General features: G+C 51.3%; 13 protein-coding genes. 2 read left to right on the forward strand and 11 right to left on the reverse strand.

All coding sequences use genetic code 11. The annotated features are described in order from the left end of the window. Window positions 1-132 precede the first annotated feature (132 nt). Together PsW74_RS16525 and eat are read left to right on the forward strand one after the other, a co-directional pair. Entirely contained in the window at window positions 133-906 is a 774-nt protein-coding gene (locus tag PsW74_RS16525) for a class I SAM-dependent methyltransferase (RefSeq protein WP_063287877.1), read from the forward strand. 209 nt (window positions 907-1115) lie between these two features. Further along, window positions 1116-2483 (forward strand): ethanolamine permease, encoded by a 1368-nt coding sequence (gene eat, locus PsW74_RS16530; protein ID WP_208988013.1) that lies wholly within the window; start codon window positions 1116-1118, stop codon window positions 2481-2483. Between the two features lie 12 nt (window positions 2484-2495). Here eat and PsW74_RS16535 read toward each other — a convergent pair whose 3' ends face one another. From PsW74_RS16535 to PsW74_RS16590, 11 genes are all read right to left on the reverse strand, one after another. Then, entirely contained in the window at window positions 2496-3338 is an 843-nt protein-coding gene (locus PsW74_RS16535; RefSeq protein WP_208988014.1) for a methyltransferase domain-containing protein, read from the reverse strand. Between the two features lie 526 nt (window positions 3339-3864). Further along, on the reverse strand, window positions 3865-4377 hold the full coding sequence (locus tag PsW74_RS16545; RefSeq protein WP_082596641.1) for an invasion associated locus B family protein: 513 nt from the start codon (window positions 4375-4377) through the stop codon (window positions 3865-3867). A 14-nt stretch (window positions 4378-4391) separates the two neighbouring features. Then, a complete protein-coding gene (locus PsW74_RS16550; RefSeq protein WP_063287989.1) occupies window positions 4392-5279 on the reverse strand; it encodes a YadA C-terminal domain-containing protein in 888 nt (295 codons plus the stop codon). Between the two features lie 583 nt (window positions 5280-5862). After that, window positions 5863-6453, reverse strand: coding sequence for a cytochrome c3 family protein (locus PsW74_RS16555; protein ID WP_057462110.1), 591 nt, complete (start codon window positions 6451-6453; stop codon window positions 5863-5865). An 11-nt stretch (window positions 6454-6464) separates the two neighbouring features. After that, on the reverse strand, window positions 6465-6926 hold the full coding sequence (locus PsW74_RS16560) for a nitrate reductase cytochrome c-type subunit (RefSeq protein ID WP_063287880.1): 462 nt from the start codon (window positions 6924-6926) through the stop codon (window positions 6465-6467). Between the two features lie 8 nt (window positions 6927-6934). Next, window positions 6935-9439 (reverse strand): nitrate reductase catalytic subunit NapA, encoded by a 2505-nt coding sequence (gene napA, locus PsW74_RS16565; RefSeq protein WP_208988015.1) that lies wholly within the window; start codon window positions 9437-9439, stop codon window positions 6935-6937. Continuing rightward, a complete protein-coding gene (locus tag PsW74_RS16570; RefSeq protein ID WP_063287882.1) occupies window positions 9430-9768 on the reverse strand; it encodes a chaperone NapD in 339 nt (112 codons plus the stop codon). Before PsW74_RS16570 ends, napA begins: the two co-directional genes overlap by 10 nt. Next, a complete protein-coding gene (napF, locus tag PsW74_RS16575) occupies window positions 9761-10270 on the reverse strand; it encodes a ferredoxin-type protein NapF (RefSeq protein WP_063287883.1) in 510 nt (169 codons plus the stop codon). Before napF ends, PsW74_RS16570 begins: the two co-directional genes overlap by 8 nt. A 9-nt stretch (window positions 10271-10279) precedes the next feature. After that, window positions 10280-10459, reverse strand: a complete 180-nt coding sequence (gene napE, locus PsW74_RS16580; RefSeq protein WP_057462105.1) for a periplasmic nitrate reductase, NapE protein — start codon at window positions 10457-10459, stop codon at window positions 10280-10282. Window positions 10460-10831: 372 nt separating this feature from the next. Beyond that, window positions 10832-14062: an efflux RND transporter permease subunit gene (locus PsW74_RS16585; protein WP_063287884.1), complete on the reverse strand. Its 3231-nt coding sequence runs from the start codon at window positions 14060-14062 to the stop codon at window positions 10832-10834. 3 nt (window positions 14063-14065) lie between these two features. After that, window positions 14066-15196: an efflux RND transporter periplasmic adaptor subunit gene (locus tag PsW74_RS16590; RefSeq protein WP_063287885.1), complete on the reverse strand. Its 1131-nt coding sequence runs from the start codon at window positions 15194-15196 to the stop codon at window positions 14066-14068. Window positions 15197-15323 lie beyond the last annotated feature (127 nt).

Raw genomic sequence — 15323 nt, forward strand, 5'->3', positions numbered from 1 at the left:
ACTATGCACTAACCTTCAAGTCGAACCACTCAAGCGGCGCAGGGCAATTGAGTATAATCATACGCTTAAAGCATACCAGCTCTCACTTGGTAACGAAGCTAGGGATGGTGTGCCTTTTTCGGAGAAATTCCATTGTCCGACATTGCCGGGGCCACATTTAAAGCACCTGAAGTTGCCGGTTTTTACCCGCGCCGCCCTCCTTACGCTCAGCAAGTTTACGAGTGCATCATTGATCGGTCTTCCGCAACACACCGCTTATTGGATCTGGGCTGCGGCGAGGGCAAAATTGCCAGACCAATGACGAAAGTCTTTGATCAGGTTTGTGCCGTCGACCCCTCCGCTAACATGATCAAATTAGGCCGGTCCTTGGAAAACGGTAGGACAGACAACCTTGAATGGGTGGAGGCGACAGCCGAAAGGGCGCCTTTGACGGGTAAGTTTGACACAGTCACTTTTGCATCAAGCATCCACTGGATGGAACCAAGCAGGCTGTTCCCTAAACTTGCAAAGCACGTGAGTGAAAATCATATTCTTGCAATCATTCAGGGCGATGCAGCGTTTCAGCCGCCGTGGCAAGATGAGTGGCAACAATTTTTGGCAAAATGGGTGTCTCAAATCACAGGTGAAGAGGTAAATTCTAATAAATGGCGGGCGACCCAAACCAAACATTTGGACTATATCAATCTCCTTGAAACCAAAGAGTATGTTTCGCAGCCTTTCCGGCAAACCGTTGAGGACTTTATCTTGTGCCAGCATTCGCGTGATACTTTCGCGCTGGCAAAGCTGAGCGCGCGCCGCCAAGACTTTCACAATGAACTTAAAGCCCTTTTGCAGCCTCATGCTAATCGCGAGGGTCAACTGACATTTCAAGTCAAAACCCATTTGACAATCGCTAGGATTAAGTGAGCTTCGGCCCTCCCAATGCAAAGGTCATCCCAAAAACCTAGCTGAGCCTGAATATCCTCGCCAATGATCAGGCTGCTCGTTTCAATACACTCCCGCTGATGGGAATTAATGCAGAAAAGACGAGAGGGTCAACATTACGCCAACTGTTGCTTAGGGGCAGTCCGAGAGAAATAGCGGGTGTTGGGCGTTGGGGCAGGAGTAGTAAGCTGGTGGCTTACTCCAGGCTTTCGATCCGTTCATGGGCATCAATTGCAATGAAACACGAAGAGAAATCACAGCTTCAAAAGGGAGCCGCAGGTTGGTTTTTGCTGGCGACGCTTGGGGTTTCCTATGTGATTTCGGGCAGTTTTGCCGGGTGGAACTATGGGTTCGCGGTGACAAACTGGTTTGGTATGGTGATCGCTGTGGCATTGATGGGGCTTATGTATTTCTGCCTCGTCCTGTGTCTTGCTGAGATGTCTGCCGCATTGCCGAGTGCCGCGGGAGGCTACCGGATTTCACGAAAGGTGATGGGGGATACGGGGGGCTTTGCCACCGCACTGGCGGTTTTGCTGGAGTATTCCATTGCGACAGCCGCGATTGTGATCTTCATCGGACAGTATCTTGAAGCACTTTGGGGTATCAATGGCCCCTTGGTGTATGCGGTGTTTTACGTGGTCTTCATCGGCGTGCACCTGCTTGGAGCTGGTGAGGCCCTGCGTTTTATGCTGGTTGTGACTGCTTTTGCTGTACTGGCGATTGTGGTGACGTTGATGGCGCTGGTGCCGCATTTCAGCTTTGCCAATCTGGCGGCCTCTGTTCATTTCAGCTCTGATCAGCAAAACCTGCTGGCATTCGATGAAGTTTCAATCTGGGCAGCCCTTCCGTTTGCCATGTGGCTGTTTCTAGCGGTGGAAGGCGTACCTCTTGCGGCGGAGGAGGCTAAGAACCCTGCGGTTGATCTGCCGCGCGGTATCATTGGGGCCATGTTGTTTCTGCTGGCCAATGGGCTGCTTATTGTTGTGTTCATTCCCGGTGCTGCGACCGCTGTGGAAGTGGGAGATTACGGCGCGCCATTGGTAGATGCGCTTGATCACGTTTTCGGCGAAGACTCCGTTCTGGCCTCCATCGTCAATCTGATCGGTCTTACAGGACTGATTGCTTCGTTCTTCTCTATTATTTTTGGATACAGCCGCCTGGTCTTTGCCATGTCGAGAGAAGGATATTTGCCCCGGTTCATGTCCGCGATCAGCTCACGAAAAGTGCCACACTGGGCGTTGATTATTCCCGGTGTGATTGGATTCCTCTGCTCGCTGACGGGCAAAGGAGAGTTAATGATCAACATTGCAGTGATCGGCGCGACGCTGTCCTATGCGCTGCAAAGTGTGAGTTATATTTTGCTGAAGCGAGATTATGCCGAGTTGCACCGGCCTTATCGTGCACCGGGTGGGCAAAAAACGGCGTATGTAACGCTCGCTCTTTCGCTTTTGGCACTTACTTCGTGCTTTGCGTATGATCTTGTGGCTGCGTTGATTGCTTTGGCCCTCATGGGGCTGGGTGTTGGCTATTATGTTTTGCTGGGTCGAAGAAGGGCTTGAATGGCTTGAAACTCAGCCTAAGGCAGGCTTTTCGCCATAGAGCTTGATGGCCTTCACTTTACCTGAGAGTTCGGTGACAGCCTTGTCCAGCATCGCATCTGTTGAAAGCCCAAGTTGTCTGGCCAGTTCTTCTAATGCAACGGGCAGCTCGTCTTTGATGAGCTGTTTCAGAACGGTGTTCTCATAAGTCATCCGATCCAGAACTGTCAGCGCAGTGAGACCGCTGTTTCCTGCGTATTCCAAATAAGCTGCTTCTGAGACCGCGCCAGATATACAGGCGGACAAAAGATCCTGATGCATATGCAGCCAGTCCGGTAAGTCCTCCGCCAGCATGTCTGAGATGACAAGTTTGCCGCCCGGCTTGAGCACGCGGTTGATCTCAGAAAATACAGCAGCTTTGTCGGTGGACAGGTTGATAACGCAATTTGAGATGACCCAGTCCATGGACTGATCCGGGAATGGCAGATGCTCAATAACACCTTGATGGAGTTCAATATTATGGAGGCCATGCCGCTCGCAATTGCGTTTGGCCAGCGTGATCATATCCTCACTGACATCAATGCCGATGACTTTACCTGATGGACCTGTCTTCTCGGCGGCAAGAATAAGATCCAGTCCCGCGCCGGAGCCAAGATCAAGCACTGTCTCCCCTTCTTTGATCTGCGAGAAAGCGAGCGGATTGCCACAGCCGAAACTGGACCCGAGCAAGTGCTCGGGTATCTCTTGCGCATCATAATCAGGAGCCAGTGCTTGCTGGAAGGTGTTCCTGCCCTTCACGTCCGCAAGCTTTCCGGAATAAAAGGCCGCGATGTTTGAGAGGTGCTCTGATTTCTTCACGTGGTCTGTCAACGACATCACCCTGCTGCTGCGCGTTATGGCTCTGTGTAATCCTAGTTTACGCTGTACAGCAGGGGCAAACTTCATGGTCTGACAGACAAAACAAAGCGTTAAGCGATGGCTGCTTTTCAGGCGTAGTGATCGGGAAGCCTCATGAGATTGCGAGACCTGATACCCAAAGATGAAGCTAGGTGTTTTGTGCGGGAGATGATCCGGGGACGCGCAGTGTTTGCGGGCTTGTTAGGCTGCTGTCAGCCACTTCCTTGCAAAGCAGCAGCGCGTGTCAGTCCGCGTAATCGGAGAGAGTTAGGCACTCCGATCGTAGCAAGGCCTGGTAAGGAGGTGGTATGTTGGATGAACCTTGCGATTAAGCTTAAGTTTAAGCTGCGCATGACAAGAGCCCGGAATCGACTGACCATCTTCTTCCGAGCTCTTATTAAAGTCATCTAGCGACGGGAATGGGGGGCGAGAGCCTCCCGTTCCTATCTTTCTCAATATAGACCTCAAAGCTTAAGGCTTCAACCATGGGTCTTGGCAGGGCAAATCAGCCGGTTGTCTCATCTGGCAACAAGACTGCCATACGTTTGGTGAACTCTTCCCAGTTGCGGGTGAAGCCGATCAGGGAGTAGTTCAGCGCCAGCTTTTTGCGGTCATTGGTCTTGGTGACCACAATGGACATGGCCTTGCCGCGCTTGAGGAAGTTGACGATGGTCTTATTGGCGTTAAACGCCGCCTCGCACCCATCTGGCTGGCAGGTGATCAGCTTTGCGTCGAACAAGGCATCATCATCAATGCCAATCTGGATACCGCTGGGGATGTGGATCCCGAGCGGCAGCTTGATAATAGCTGCATACACATCTGCTTCGAGTTTGCGAAACATGATGGAATTTACCAGCGCACCGTTCTCAAGTCGGATTTCAGCATAGACCTGACACAGGTCACTGCTGCATTTGACTGACCAATCCTCTTCATTGGAAGGCTCAGTGGTGCTGTACGCATTTACACCCTGAAAGAAAAAGAGCATTGCCGCTGTCAGCAGGATCCAGATTGGTTTCATGATCTACATCCTTGTTAGAAGGAGAAGCCCAGGCCAGCACCAGCAGTGACGTTGTTGCTGAAGTCTGTGGCTACAGAAGCTGTAACAGCCATGTTCTCGGTTGGCAGGAATGCCACTTTCAGAGCAGATGCAGCTTTGCCTTTGAAGTGTCCAAAACCACCGGAAACGGAGATACCGTTTTTGCCACCCTGAAGGACCGGCGCATTGGCAATCGCCACCGCCATCGCCACACCGCTGCGCAGCTCGTCAACATCCTGTTCCAGTGAGACGATGCTGGAGGTGTTGGAAGAGATGTTTGCGGCGTTTGTGGAGATATTGGCGGTATTGGTCGCAATATTCTGCTTGTTGGTATCGATACGATGGGAGTTTGAACTGATGAACGCCCGATTAATGTGAATATTGCGTGCGTTCGAACCGATGAATGCGCGATTGGATTGGATACCGCGTGCGTTTGAACCAATGAATGCACGATTAGTTTGGATGTTTCTCTTGTTACCTACGATGTCTCTAGCGTTGGCGTAGATCCGACTAGTGTTGTTAGATATGCGACGATTGGTGTGACCAATATCAGATTTGATACGTGAAATGTCGCTATCGTTACTGGTGATGCGTTTTGCTTGAGCATTCAGTGCGCTCTGATCTGCCTTATTATTGATCTTTGTTGCGAGCGTACCGCTTAAATCTGATTCATCAATATCACTTATGGTTGCAGTGATATCTGTTGCTCTACCAGATTGACCAGGATGGAACTCGGTTCTTTCAGCATCTGTTCCTGCATCTACGGTAATTGTTTTGTCATTCGTTGTCACAGTGCCATCAGAAACATCGATTTTTGCAGCTTGAGCGGTGCTCATGCCGGCAACGAGGGCCACGATTGCAGCAGAAAGCTTCAAAGCGTTCATCTTTTTATGTCCTTTCAGAGGGGCGAAGCTTGTATGTGCTTTGCCCGGTCTAAAGTTTTCAGCTGCAACGTCATGCACGTACACCTGAATTGAGGACGAGTTTATTAGTTCCGCAAAAACAATGGATTGCAGATGGGGTGTGTTCTAATACGCTCGATTTTTAAGGAGCATATGGCCCCCAGTTTTTATCGGAGTGTTAAAAAGCACTGGTATAAGGCTGGAGACCTTCCCTAAGGAAATTAGGAGTAACCCTAGGGTGAAAATATTTAAAAAATTTCAGGCAAGACTTGCAATGGTTAATATTTGTAAACTCTCGCAAAATTGCGGGAATTGAGGTGACTCTGAGGCATTTTTCAGAAATTTTCCTCATGAGTATATTTCATATAATTTTAATTGATAAAATTATGGAATAAATGTGGACAAGAAAAAACCCCGTGGTTTCAAACCGCGGGGTTCTTTTGTCTGAGCATGTGATGGGTCTTAGAACTCGCCGCGCGCACTTGCAAACACGCTTTGAGTTCTAAAGTCTTTGCTTGAGTGAATTCGCGAGATTTGACCGTAACCAATCAAGCAAGCTTCACTCTTAGTGACCCTCTTTCAACAGGCTCAGATCAGGTAGCTTGTGCGCGATGCCTTTGTGGCAGTCGATACAGGTCTTCTCACCACTCACGAGGAACTTCTCGTGCTGCTCGGAAGCTCTCACACTCTGACGCGTAAAGTCCATGGACTCTTCACTGTGACAGTTACGGCATTCAAGAGAGTCGTTGGCTTTAAAGCGAGCCCATTCATGGCTTGCCAGCTCAAGACGCTTGTCCTCGAATTTCTCCGGTGTGCTGATTGTGCCGAAGATCTTGCCGTAAACTTCCTTGGATGCCTGAATCTTACGGGCAACCTTAGAGGTCCAGTTGTGAGGTACGTGACAATCAGGACAAGTCGCACGCACACCAGACCGGTTGGTATAGTGAATGGTGGTCTTAAGTTCCTGATAGACAGTGTTTTCCATCTCGTGGCACCCAATGCAGAATTCTTCTGTGTTGGTGACTTCCAGGGCGGTGTTGAAACCACCCCAGAAGATGATGCCAGCGACAAACCCGCCAAGTGTCAAGAAGCCAAGGCTGTAATGGACACTAGGTTTGCGGATAACCTGCCAGAACCGTTTGATAGCTGAAAACATACGGTGTGCTCCTACTTGTCGGTCTTACCTTCGAGCACGTCATCAACGTCAACGAAGGTGTTCTCAACCAGTGGCTTGGCTTCAGTCTGAGGCACGTGACACTGGGTGCAGAAGAAGCGACGAGGGGAAACAGACGCCAGGAACTGATTATCACGGTTCATAAAGTGCGTGATGGAGATCATCGGTGCCTGAGACTTTTCAATTGCCGTCCGGCTGTGACAAGTCATGCATTTGTTCAGGCGCTTGTCGATCTGGTAGCCGTCGATCTTGTGAGGGATCAATGGTGGCTGCTCAGGGTAGTTACGCACCTGACGTTCGTCAGAGTTCACGACTTTTGGGATCCGCGGTGCGGCATCCTGAGTCAGGATGTCCGCGTTGCGCATTTCGGAGATGGTGTCAGCAGCAAATGAGCTTGCTCCACCAAAGGCAGACACAGCGATAAAGCTGGCTACAAGGAGTTTCAGAAGTTTCATGGCGTACCTCACACGGCTACGATCTTGACCGCGCACTTCTTATAGTCGGTCTGTTTTGAAAGAGGATCTGTTGCATCCAGTGTCACCTTGTTGATGAGCTGGCTTGCATCAAAGAACGGTACGAACACGAGGCCTTTTGGCGGCTTGTTACGGCCACGGGTCTCGATGCGTGTTGTGATTTCACCGCGACGGGAAACAACGCGCACTTCAGAACCACGACGCAGGCCCTTCGCTTTTGCATCATCTGGATGCATGTAGCACAGAGCATCTGGAACAGCTTTGTACAGCTCAGGAACGCGCTGGGTCATGGAACCAGTGTGCCAGTGTTCAATCACACGGCCTGTGCAGAGCCAGAAATCATACTCTTCATCTGGGCTTTCTGCTGGCGGCTCGTAAGGAAGCGCGAAGATGCGTGCCTTGCCGTCTTTATGACCGTAGAACTCGTAGCCCTTGCCTTCGCCTACGTATGGGTCAGCCCCTTCGCGGAAGCGCCACTGGGTTTCTTTGCCATTCACAACAGGCCAACGCAGGCCACGTTCTTCGTGGTAACGCTCGAACGGTGCCAGATCGTGACCATGGTCACGGCCAAAGGCTGCGTATTCTTCGAACAGACCTTTTTGAATGTAGAAGCCGAAGTCGTTGGACTCGTCGTTCTTGTACTCATCGCTGGTTTCAGAAAGCGGGAACTTGTCGACGTTGCCGTTTGCGAAGAGGATGTCAAACAGAGTTTTGCCGCGTACTTCTGGTTGCTTTGCGATCAGTTCTTCAGGCCATACTTCTTCAACTTTGAAGCGCTTGGAGAACTCAACGGTCTGCCAAAGGTCAGACTTTGCGTCGCCTGGAGCAGAAACCAGCTGGTGCCAGAACTGAGTACGACGTTCCGCGTTACCGTAAGCACCTTCTTTTTCTACCCACATCGCGGTTGGCAGAATAAGGTCAGCAGCCATTGCGGATACTGTTGGGTACGGATCGGAAACAACGATGAAGTTCTCTGGATTTCTCCAGCCTGGGTAAATCTCTTCAACAACGTTAGGACCAGCCTGCATGTTGTTGGTGACCTGGGTCCAGTAGAAGTTCAGCTTGCCGTCTTTGAGCATGCGGGACTGCTGAACAGCATGGTAACCTGGTTTCGCAGGAATTGTGCCGTCTGGAAGTTTCCAGATTTTCTCTGCAATTTTCCGGTGCTCAGGGTTTTTCACAACCATGTCTGCTGGCAGACGGTGGGAGAACGTACCAACTTCACGAGCTGTACCACAAGCGGATGGCTGACCGGTCAGTGAGAACGGACCACACCCTGGCTTGGAGATTTTGCCGGTGAGTAGGTGGATGTTGTAGAACATCTGGTTGACCCAAACGCCGCGGGTATGCTGGTTCGCACCCATGGTCCAGAGAGACATAACCTTTTTGTCTGGATCAGCGTAAAGCTTTGCCAGTTCCAGCAGACGGTTTGCAGGAACACCAGACATCTTCTCAGCGTATTCGAGCGTGTATGGCTTAACGAACTCTGCATACTCTTCGAAGCTGATTTCTTTAGAACCACCAGCTTTGTCAGCGTTTTTAGCCGCTTGCTGTAGTGGGTGCTCAGGGCGCAGGCCGTAACCGATGTCCTGATTGCCAAGGCGGAAGTTGGTGTGCTTGCTAACGAAGTCCATGTCCACGGCTTCGTTCTCGATGATGTAGTTTGCGATGAAGTTCGCAATCACGAGATCGGTCTGCGGGGTGAAGACCATTGGGATGTCAGCAAGGTCAAAGCTGCGGTGCTGGTATGTAGAAAGAACAGCAACTTTTACATCTGGGTTAGACAGACGGCGATCAGCAAGACGGGTCCAAAGAACCGGGTGCATCTCAGCCATGTTGGAACCCCAGAGCACGAATGCGTCTGCGTTCTCAAAATCGTCATAACAACCCATTGGCTCATCAATGCCGAAGGTCCGCATGAATGCGCCTACAGCAGAAGCCATGCAGTGACGTGCGTTCGGGTCAATGGTGTTGGAGCGGAAGCCAGCTTTCCAAAGCTTAGAAGCTGCGTAGCCTTCCCAAACAGTCCACTGGCCTGAGCCGAACATGCCAACCGCGTAAGGGCCGTTCTTCTTCATGGCTTCTTTTGCTTTCACAGCCATGATGTCGAAAGCTTCGTCCCAGGATACTGGCTCGAATTCGCCTTCTTTGTCGTACTTGCCGTCGGTTTTACGCAGCAGTGGCTGCTCAAGACGGTCTTTGCCGTACATGATCTTGGAAAGGAAGTAACCTTTCACACAGTTCAGGCCCTTGTTAACCGGGCTCTGAGCATCACCATGTGTTGCAACAACGCGGTCATTCTTGGTCGCAACCATGATGGAACAACCGGTACCGCAGAAACGGCAAGCAGCTTTGGACCATTTCAGGTCTGTTTTGCTCGCATCCGTTACAATGTTTGCCGCTTGCGCCGGAAGGCTTGCCCCGGCTGCGGCAGTTGCCGCTGCAACAGCCTGCGCCTTAATGACAGCGCGTCTTGTTAGTTTAATCATGAGCAAGTCCCCTCGGGTTGCATGTCACCCTGATCAGAAATCACAATTGAATTGAGGTCGGTGGTGTCGGTTTGGTGGAAGATGAGCGAAGCAGTAACCACGCCATCTAACTGCTGCATGTCACTCAAAGCGTTCGCGAGGTCGCGTTCGCTCGGTGTTTCCAGCGTCACAATTATCTTTGTTGAGTCAGATACTTCTGTAATTTCAGCAGAAGGTATCTGTTCAATCGCAGCGCATATCTGCTCTCGCTTGGCAGGCTCAGCCTGGAGCAGCACACTTGAAATGTGCCAGACCCCGGCTTCTTCTTCGCGCTCTACGGTTGTTGCATTACGCATTTGCTAAACTTTCTCGGCTCTGGTCGTTCATGGCGATCGCATCTACGGGGCAGGAAATGAGGCAAGCTCCGCAGCCGTTGCATTGGTCTGCATCCAGTTGAATCTTTCCTGTAGGTGCGACACGCATATCGAACCGGAGGGCTCTTGGGTCACAGCTGTCGGTGCAGGTCTGGCAGGAAACGCCCTTTTCAAGCAGACATGCCCCTTGCTGAATTTCTGCTGTGAGCCTCCAGGGTGCCGCAGTCAGATCAAACAGATCTTCCTCTGGGCATGCTTTTGCGCACTCTTCGCAGAACGTGCATTCTCCAACGCCGGTTTTGAGGTAAGGCCGATTATCCGCGCTGAACAAAATGGCTTCCGGGCAGGCTTTGACGCATTCAAAGCAGCCGGTGCATTTGTCTTCAATCCGCTGTTCCGTTGTCCAAGGCGGACGAACCGGAGACACCACCTCTGGGGTAGCGCTTAAGCGGGTAAAGAATGCTCTGCGGGATAAGTTGGCCACGACTACCTCTTAGAAGGACGGTGGGCCAAACAGGATCTGCGACATCCAGATAAGGAAGCCGTATCCGCCAACAGCTGCAGTCATCAGAACTGGCGCAAGAACAACTGCCAGAAACAGGAATGCTACTCTCTCGCGGCCTTTGCTCACTGCTGGAGTGGTGGTCTGGGTATTTTGGCTTAAGCCAGCCATGTGCGTACTCCGTACTAACAGCCGCCTCTTGCAGCTATTTGATTGGAGCAGACACCGTAACGTTATACGTGCCCGCTCGTACGCGCAGGAACCTAGAGTAAATGTAAAAAGCACAAATTGAGTGCAATCAATTCCGGATTAGTAGATTTTTTCTCTTTGATATTCCGCAATATATAAGTGCATTCTGCATTTCTAATATATAATCTATATTAGAAAATTAAAATATAAAAAAATTTAATACTTAAGTGATCTCTTATATATATTTAACGCCGAAATTCTGCGGATTCACAGTGAGTTAACTAGCAGATTTCGTTAGGGCAGTCCTTAACAAAAAACGGCCTCCGCTACGGGAGGCCGTATCGTAAGGTCCGTTTAGGCCTTTTCTAGAGGAAAACCCTCAGGTTTTGTATCTTTGTCATTCTCTGGGGATTTTTCTGAAATTGCGTGGTTTTCCTCCGCTTCCAGGGCCTCTTTTCGCTCCATTTGCGCATATTCCAATGCCTTATCGCGTTTGCCGAAGAGAAATACGCGAATATCTTCCGCAATTGCGACCAGTACTGGAATCAGGATTAAAGTAATAAGCGTCCCGAAAATTTCACCGTACGCCAAAGAGACTGCCGCCGGGATCAGGTACCTGGCTTGCTCGGAGGTTTCGCTCATGAGCGGCATCAGACCGGCGACCGTGGTTGCCGTTGTCAGAAAGATCGCTTGGAAGCGATCCATGCCACTGCGCTCCGTTGCCTCGATATGCTCTACACCATCCTCACGCAGATGAAGGTAGTGTGTGACCATGACGAGAGAGTCGTTGACGATCACACCGATCAGCGCCAGCAGGCCGAAGATCGACATCATGCTGAACGGGATGCCCATAATGGCATGGCCGAGGATTGCCCCGACGACTCCGAATGGTACCACGGACATGATGATGAGCGGTTTGAAGTAGGACTTCAGCGGGATCGCTAACAGGACAAAGATGAGGAAACAGGTGATGAGAAGGGCGCGGTTCATATTCCCCTTAACTTCACCCATTTCCTCCAGCTCGCCACCCTGCTTGATTTTAACACCGGGATACTTCTGTTGTAGTTGGGGCACAACGGAGGTGAAGATATCCTGACCCAGCTCAGCAGGAGCAACGATCTGTTTATTGATGTCAGCTTCGATTGTGGCGACCTGATCGCCGTTTCTGCGGTGCACGTATCCGGGTACATAACGCGCTTCGATGTTGGCAACTGATTGCAGCGTGACCCAGTTGTCGTTGGCCCCGCGCAGACGGGACTGCAACAGGTCCTCAATGGCATCACGTGCATCCAGCGTGTTGCGAACAATCACGCGAACCTCTGAATCTCCACGTTGGATGCGCTGTGCCTCCCCGCCACCAAACTGGTGCGCCACCTGGCTTGCCAGTCGCTCTGGTGTGAAGCCGAGATGACGTGCTTCCGGTTTCAGTGTCAGGCGAAGTTCTGGTTGACCCGCTTTGAACGTGTCGCGCAGGTTGCTGATGCCCGCTCGTTTGCCAAGCTCTGCCATGAGCTCTTCACTTGCCAGCTGCAACTGCTCAGAGTTTTCGCCGAACAAACGGATCTTGAACCCACCACCGATCTCTTCAAAGCCCGAGAAGGTGAGTTTGAAAACACCTTCCAAAGTACCGGTGCGGTCCTGCCAGTCGCGCAAAATGTCACTTGTCTTTGCATCCCCGCGCTCGTCCAACGGGCGCAGTTCAGCATAAATGGTGGCATTTGTGCTGTCGGATACGATGCGGAAGATGTTTTGGAACACACCGCCCACGTCCGGCTGCTGCTCGGCATATTGCCGGTCAACAGCATTTGCGATGTTTTCAATCGTGGAGATGTTGTTCTGTGTCAGATCGAACGGTGCGCGTGGATCCATCTCCATGTTCACCACGATGTACTGACCGGGAATCTCCGGAAAGAAGACAGAGTGGATTTTACCCTTCCACATCAGGCCAAACACGAGCACTGCCACAGAAATGAAGCCAACCAGAACCGCATAGCGCTGTCGGATGGCCCATCTAAGCACCGGGAAATAGATGGTGTCGCGGAACCAGAACAAGCCACCGCGCGCCACACCCTGCACCTTGCCCCAGCTACGTGAGAAGATGTTCTGCTTCTTCTCTTCCAACGAGATGTAAGCGAGGTGAGCGGGCAGAATGAACTTGCTCTCGAACAGAGAGAACAGCAGCGCCAGAATAACAATGCCTGAGAAGCTGCCGAGGATCTTACCCAGCTCACTGTTCATCAGAAGCATCGGGAAGAATGCTGCCGTGGTTGTCAGCACGCCAAATATCGTGGCAACGGCAACTTTATGCACGCCTGCCGCCGTACCTCTGCGCGGGTCTGCATAGCGTTTGCGCTGCTCAAAGACGCTTTCACCAACCACCACGGCATCATCAACGAGAATACCAAGTGCGATGATGAGGCCGAACGTGGTGATGTCGTTGAGTGAGTAATCGACCCAGCCAGTCGTCGCCACAGCAAACGCACCGGCCAATGAAATTGGAATACCCGTGGCGACCCAGAAGGCTAGTTTGATGTTAAGGAACAGCGACAGGATCAACACCACCAGAGCCAGACCCTGAAACGCGTTGGAGCTGAGAAGGCTCAGGCGATTCTCGATGTAATCACTGGAGTTGCCCCAAATTCCCACCTGTACACCAGTCGGCAGAGTTGTGCGGAAGTCAGCTATGATGGCCTGCACATCCTCTGAGACATGAATAAGGTTGTCTTTGCGGCCAATCAGCACTTCCAGTCCAACGGACTCTTTGCCGTTGAAGCGTGCTTCCATATCAATGTCAGCAAAAGCGTCTTCCACCTTGGCAATGTCGCCAAGAGTGGTTGTGGTGCCGTCTTCCCACTCAATGATCGGAATGCGCTCGAAGTCGGCTTTATAATAGGCCTGAGTATCTGCGCGCAAAGAGATATAACCGCCTTCGGTCTTCAGCGTTCCGCCCTGATAGTAAAGAGATGACTCGCGGATACGGTTCATGACCTGCTCAGGGGTCAGGTTCAGACGTTCCAGCGTATATGGCTCTAAACCGATCTTGATCTGTTCGGTCTGTAAACCCCATTGTTTGAGGCGAGAAACTTCTGGGCTAGCCAGCAGCTTGTTGCGCAGCTGACGAGCGATACGCTGTAGGGTTTTGAAATCCGCATCTCCGTAGACCTGCACAAACATGGCTGGCATATCCATGCTCTGTTTTTCAATGACAGGCCGTTCCGCTTTCTTCGGCAGATTGTAAATGCCATCAATTTTCAAGCGAATGTCATCCAGCAAGGTGGAGAGTTTGGTGTCGCTTGTCTTTTGAACGGAGACAACAGATGAACCCGGTTGCGAAATTGAGCTGATGTTTTTGACACCGCTCAGACCTTCCAGCGCCTTTTCCACCTTGCGGGTGATTTGCTTATCAACCTGCTCCGTGTAGCCGTTGGGCAGTTCGGTCGTGATTGTCACGGTATCCGCAGGCAGCTTGGGAAAGCCCTCAATGCGGATGTTCATGAGTGAGGACACCCCGACAATCAGGATGAATGCCATGATGAGGTTCGCTGCGACCGGGTTTCGAATAAACCAGTTTGTGAGCCACGCCATGTGCTAGTGCCCCGCTGGAGTTGGGGCGACGTGCTGGCCCGGTAAGAACGCGGCCATCGGCAGCTGAACAACACGCTTCTCATCCATCTCTTGCAGCTCATTCGGCATCTTCACGATGATGTCTGTATCATTGCGGAACACGACAGAAGCTTCAAAGCGCTGCAGCTCGTCCTTGTTGTTTAAGAACCAGATGAACCCTTCCTGAGTGAGCACAGTCGCAGGCAATTTCAGGCTGTCGTTGACTGTTTTGCTCTGCAGTTCAACTTTCACGAACTCGCCCGGCAAAACAGTGGTTTCCGGAGATTTCACGATCTCGAGGAAGAGCTGATAACGTCGCGATTTAGGGTCAAGGAAGCCACCACCGCGCTGGATTCTGGCAAGCCCGACCAGTTCCTTGTTAGCATTATAAATCTTTGCCGGAAATTCCTGCCACGCCTTTTCCAGCAGGTTCCATTGGGCTTGGTCCAGAGAGACGGTGATGTCCAACTGTTCAGCGTCCAACAGGGTGAACAAGGTATCGCCTACAGAGATGCTTTGGCCGATGCTCACATGGCGTTTTGTCACAAACCCGCTGAAGGGGGCCTTGATGGTGGTCGCGTTCACATCATACTGCGCGACTTTTACCTTCTGGACAGCAGCTTTCAACGCTTTTTCTGCAACGCGCAGTTCCGGAATATGGACGGCCATTTCCGGTGGGGCTTCCTTCGGGTTCACTGCGCGCCAGTTTTTCAGCGCGAGCACATGCTTGTTCTGCTTTTTCTTCAGGTTGAATTCTGCAGTCGACTGCTGGTATTTGGCATCTTCCAGCTGGGCTTCGTAAGTGTGCTTTTCCAGCTGCGCCATCACCTCATTCTTGGAGACTTTCTTACCTTCAAGGGCCTGAGGAGCCACGGATAGTAGTTTGCCAGAAACCTGCGCCTTTAGATCCGCAGTCCAACGCGGGCGCACTTCGGCAAAAACAGAAATATGTCCGGTGTTATCGGCTGCTTGCGCGGTCACATAGCTGACCACAGGCAGAACAACGTCCTTTTCTCCGATGTCGACATCACTTGTGTCTTCAAGCGAAAGAACATAGGTACCGACAGTTCCCAGTAGCACCAATGCTGCTGACAACCACACAATCCGTTTGGACATTCAGTGCTCCTGAGCAATATGTTTAATTGAGGCAGATTTCAGAGTTTGGTTTAGGCCTACGGAATGCCCGATTATCGCTGAGTGAACGCCTCGAGATCATCTCAGATCTTGATTTATGAGACGGTTG

It is taken from the genome of Pseudovibrio sp. W74, assembly GCF_001623085.1.
Taxonomy (GTDB): Bacteria; Pseudomonadota; Alphaproteobacteria; order Rhizobiales; family Stappiaceae; genus Pseudovibrio.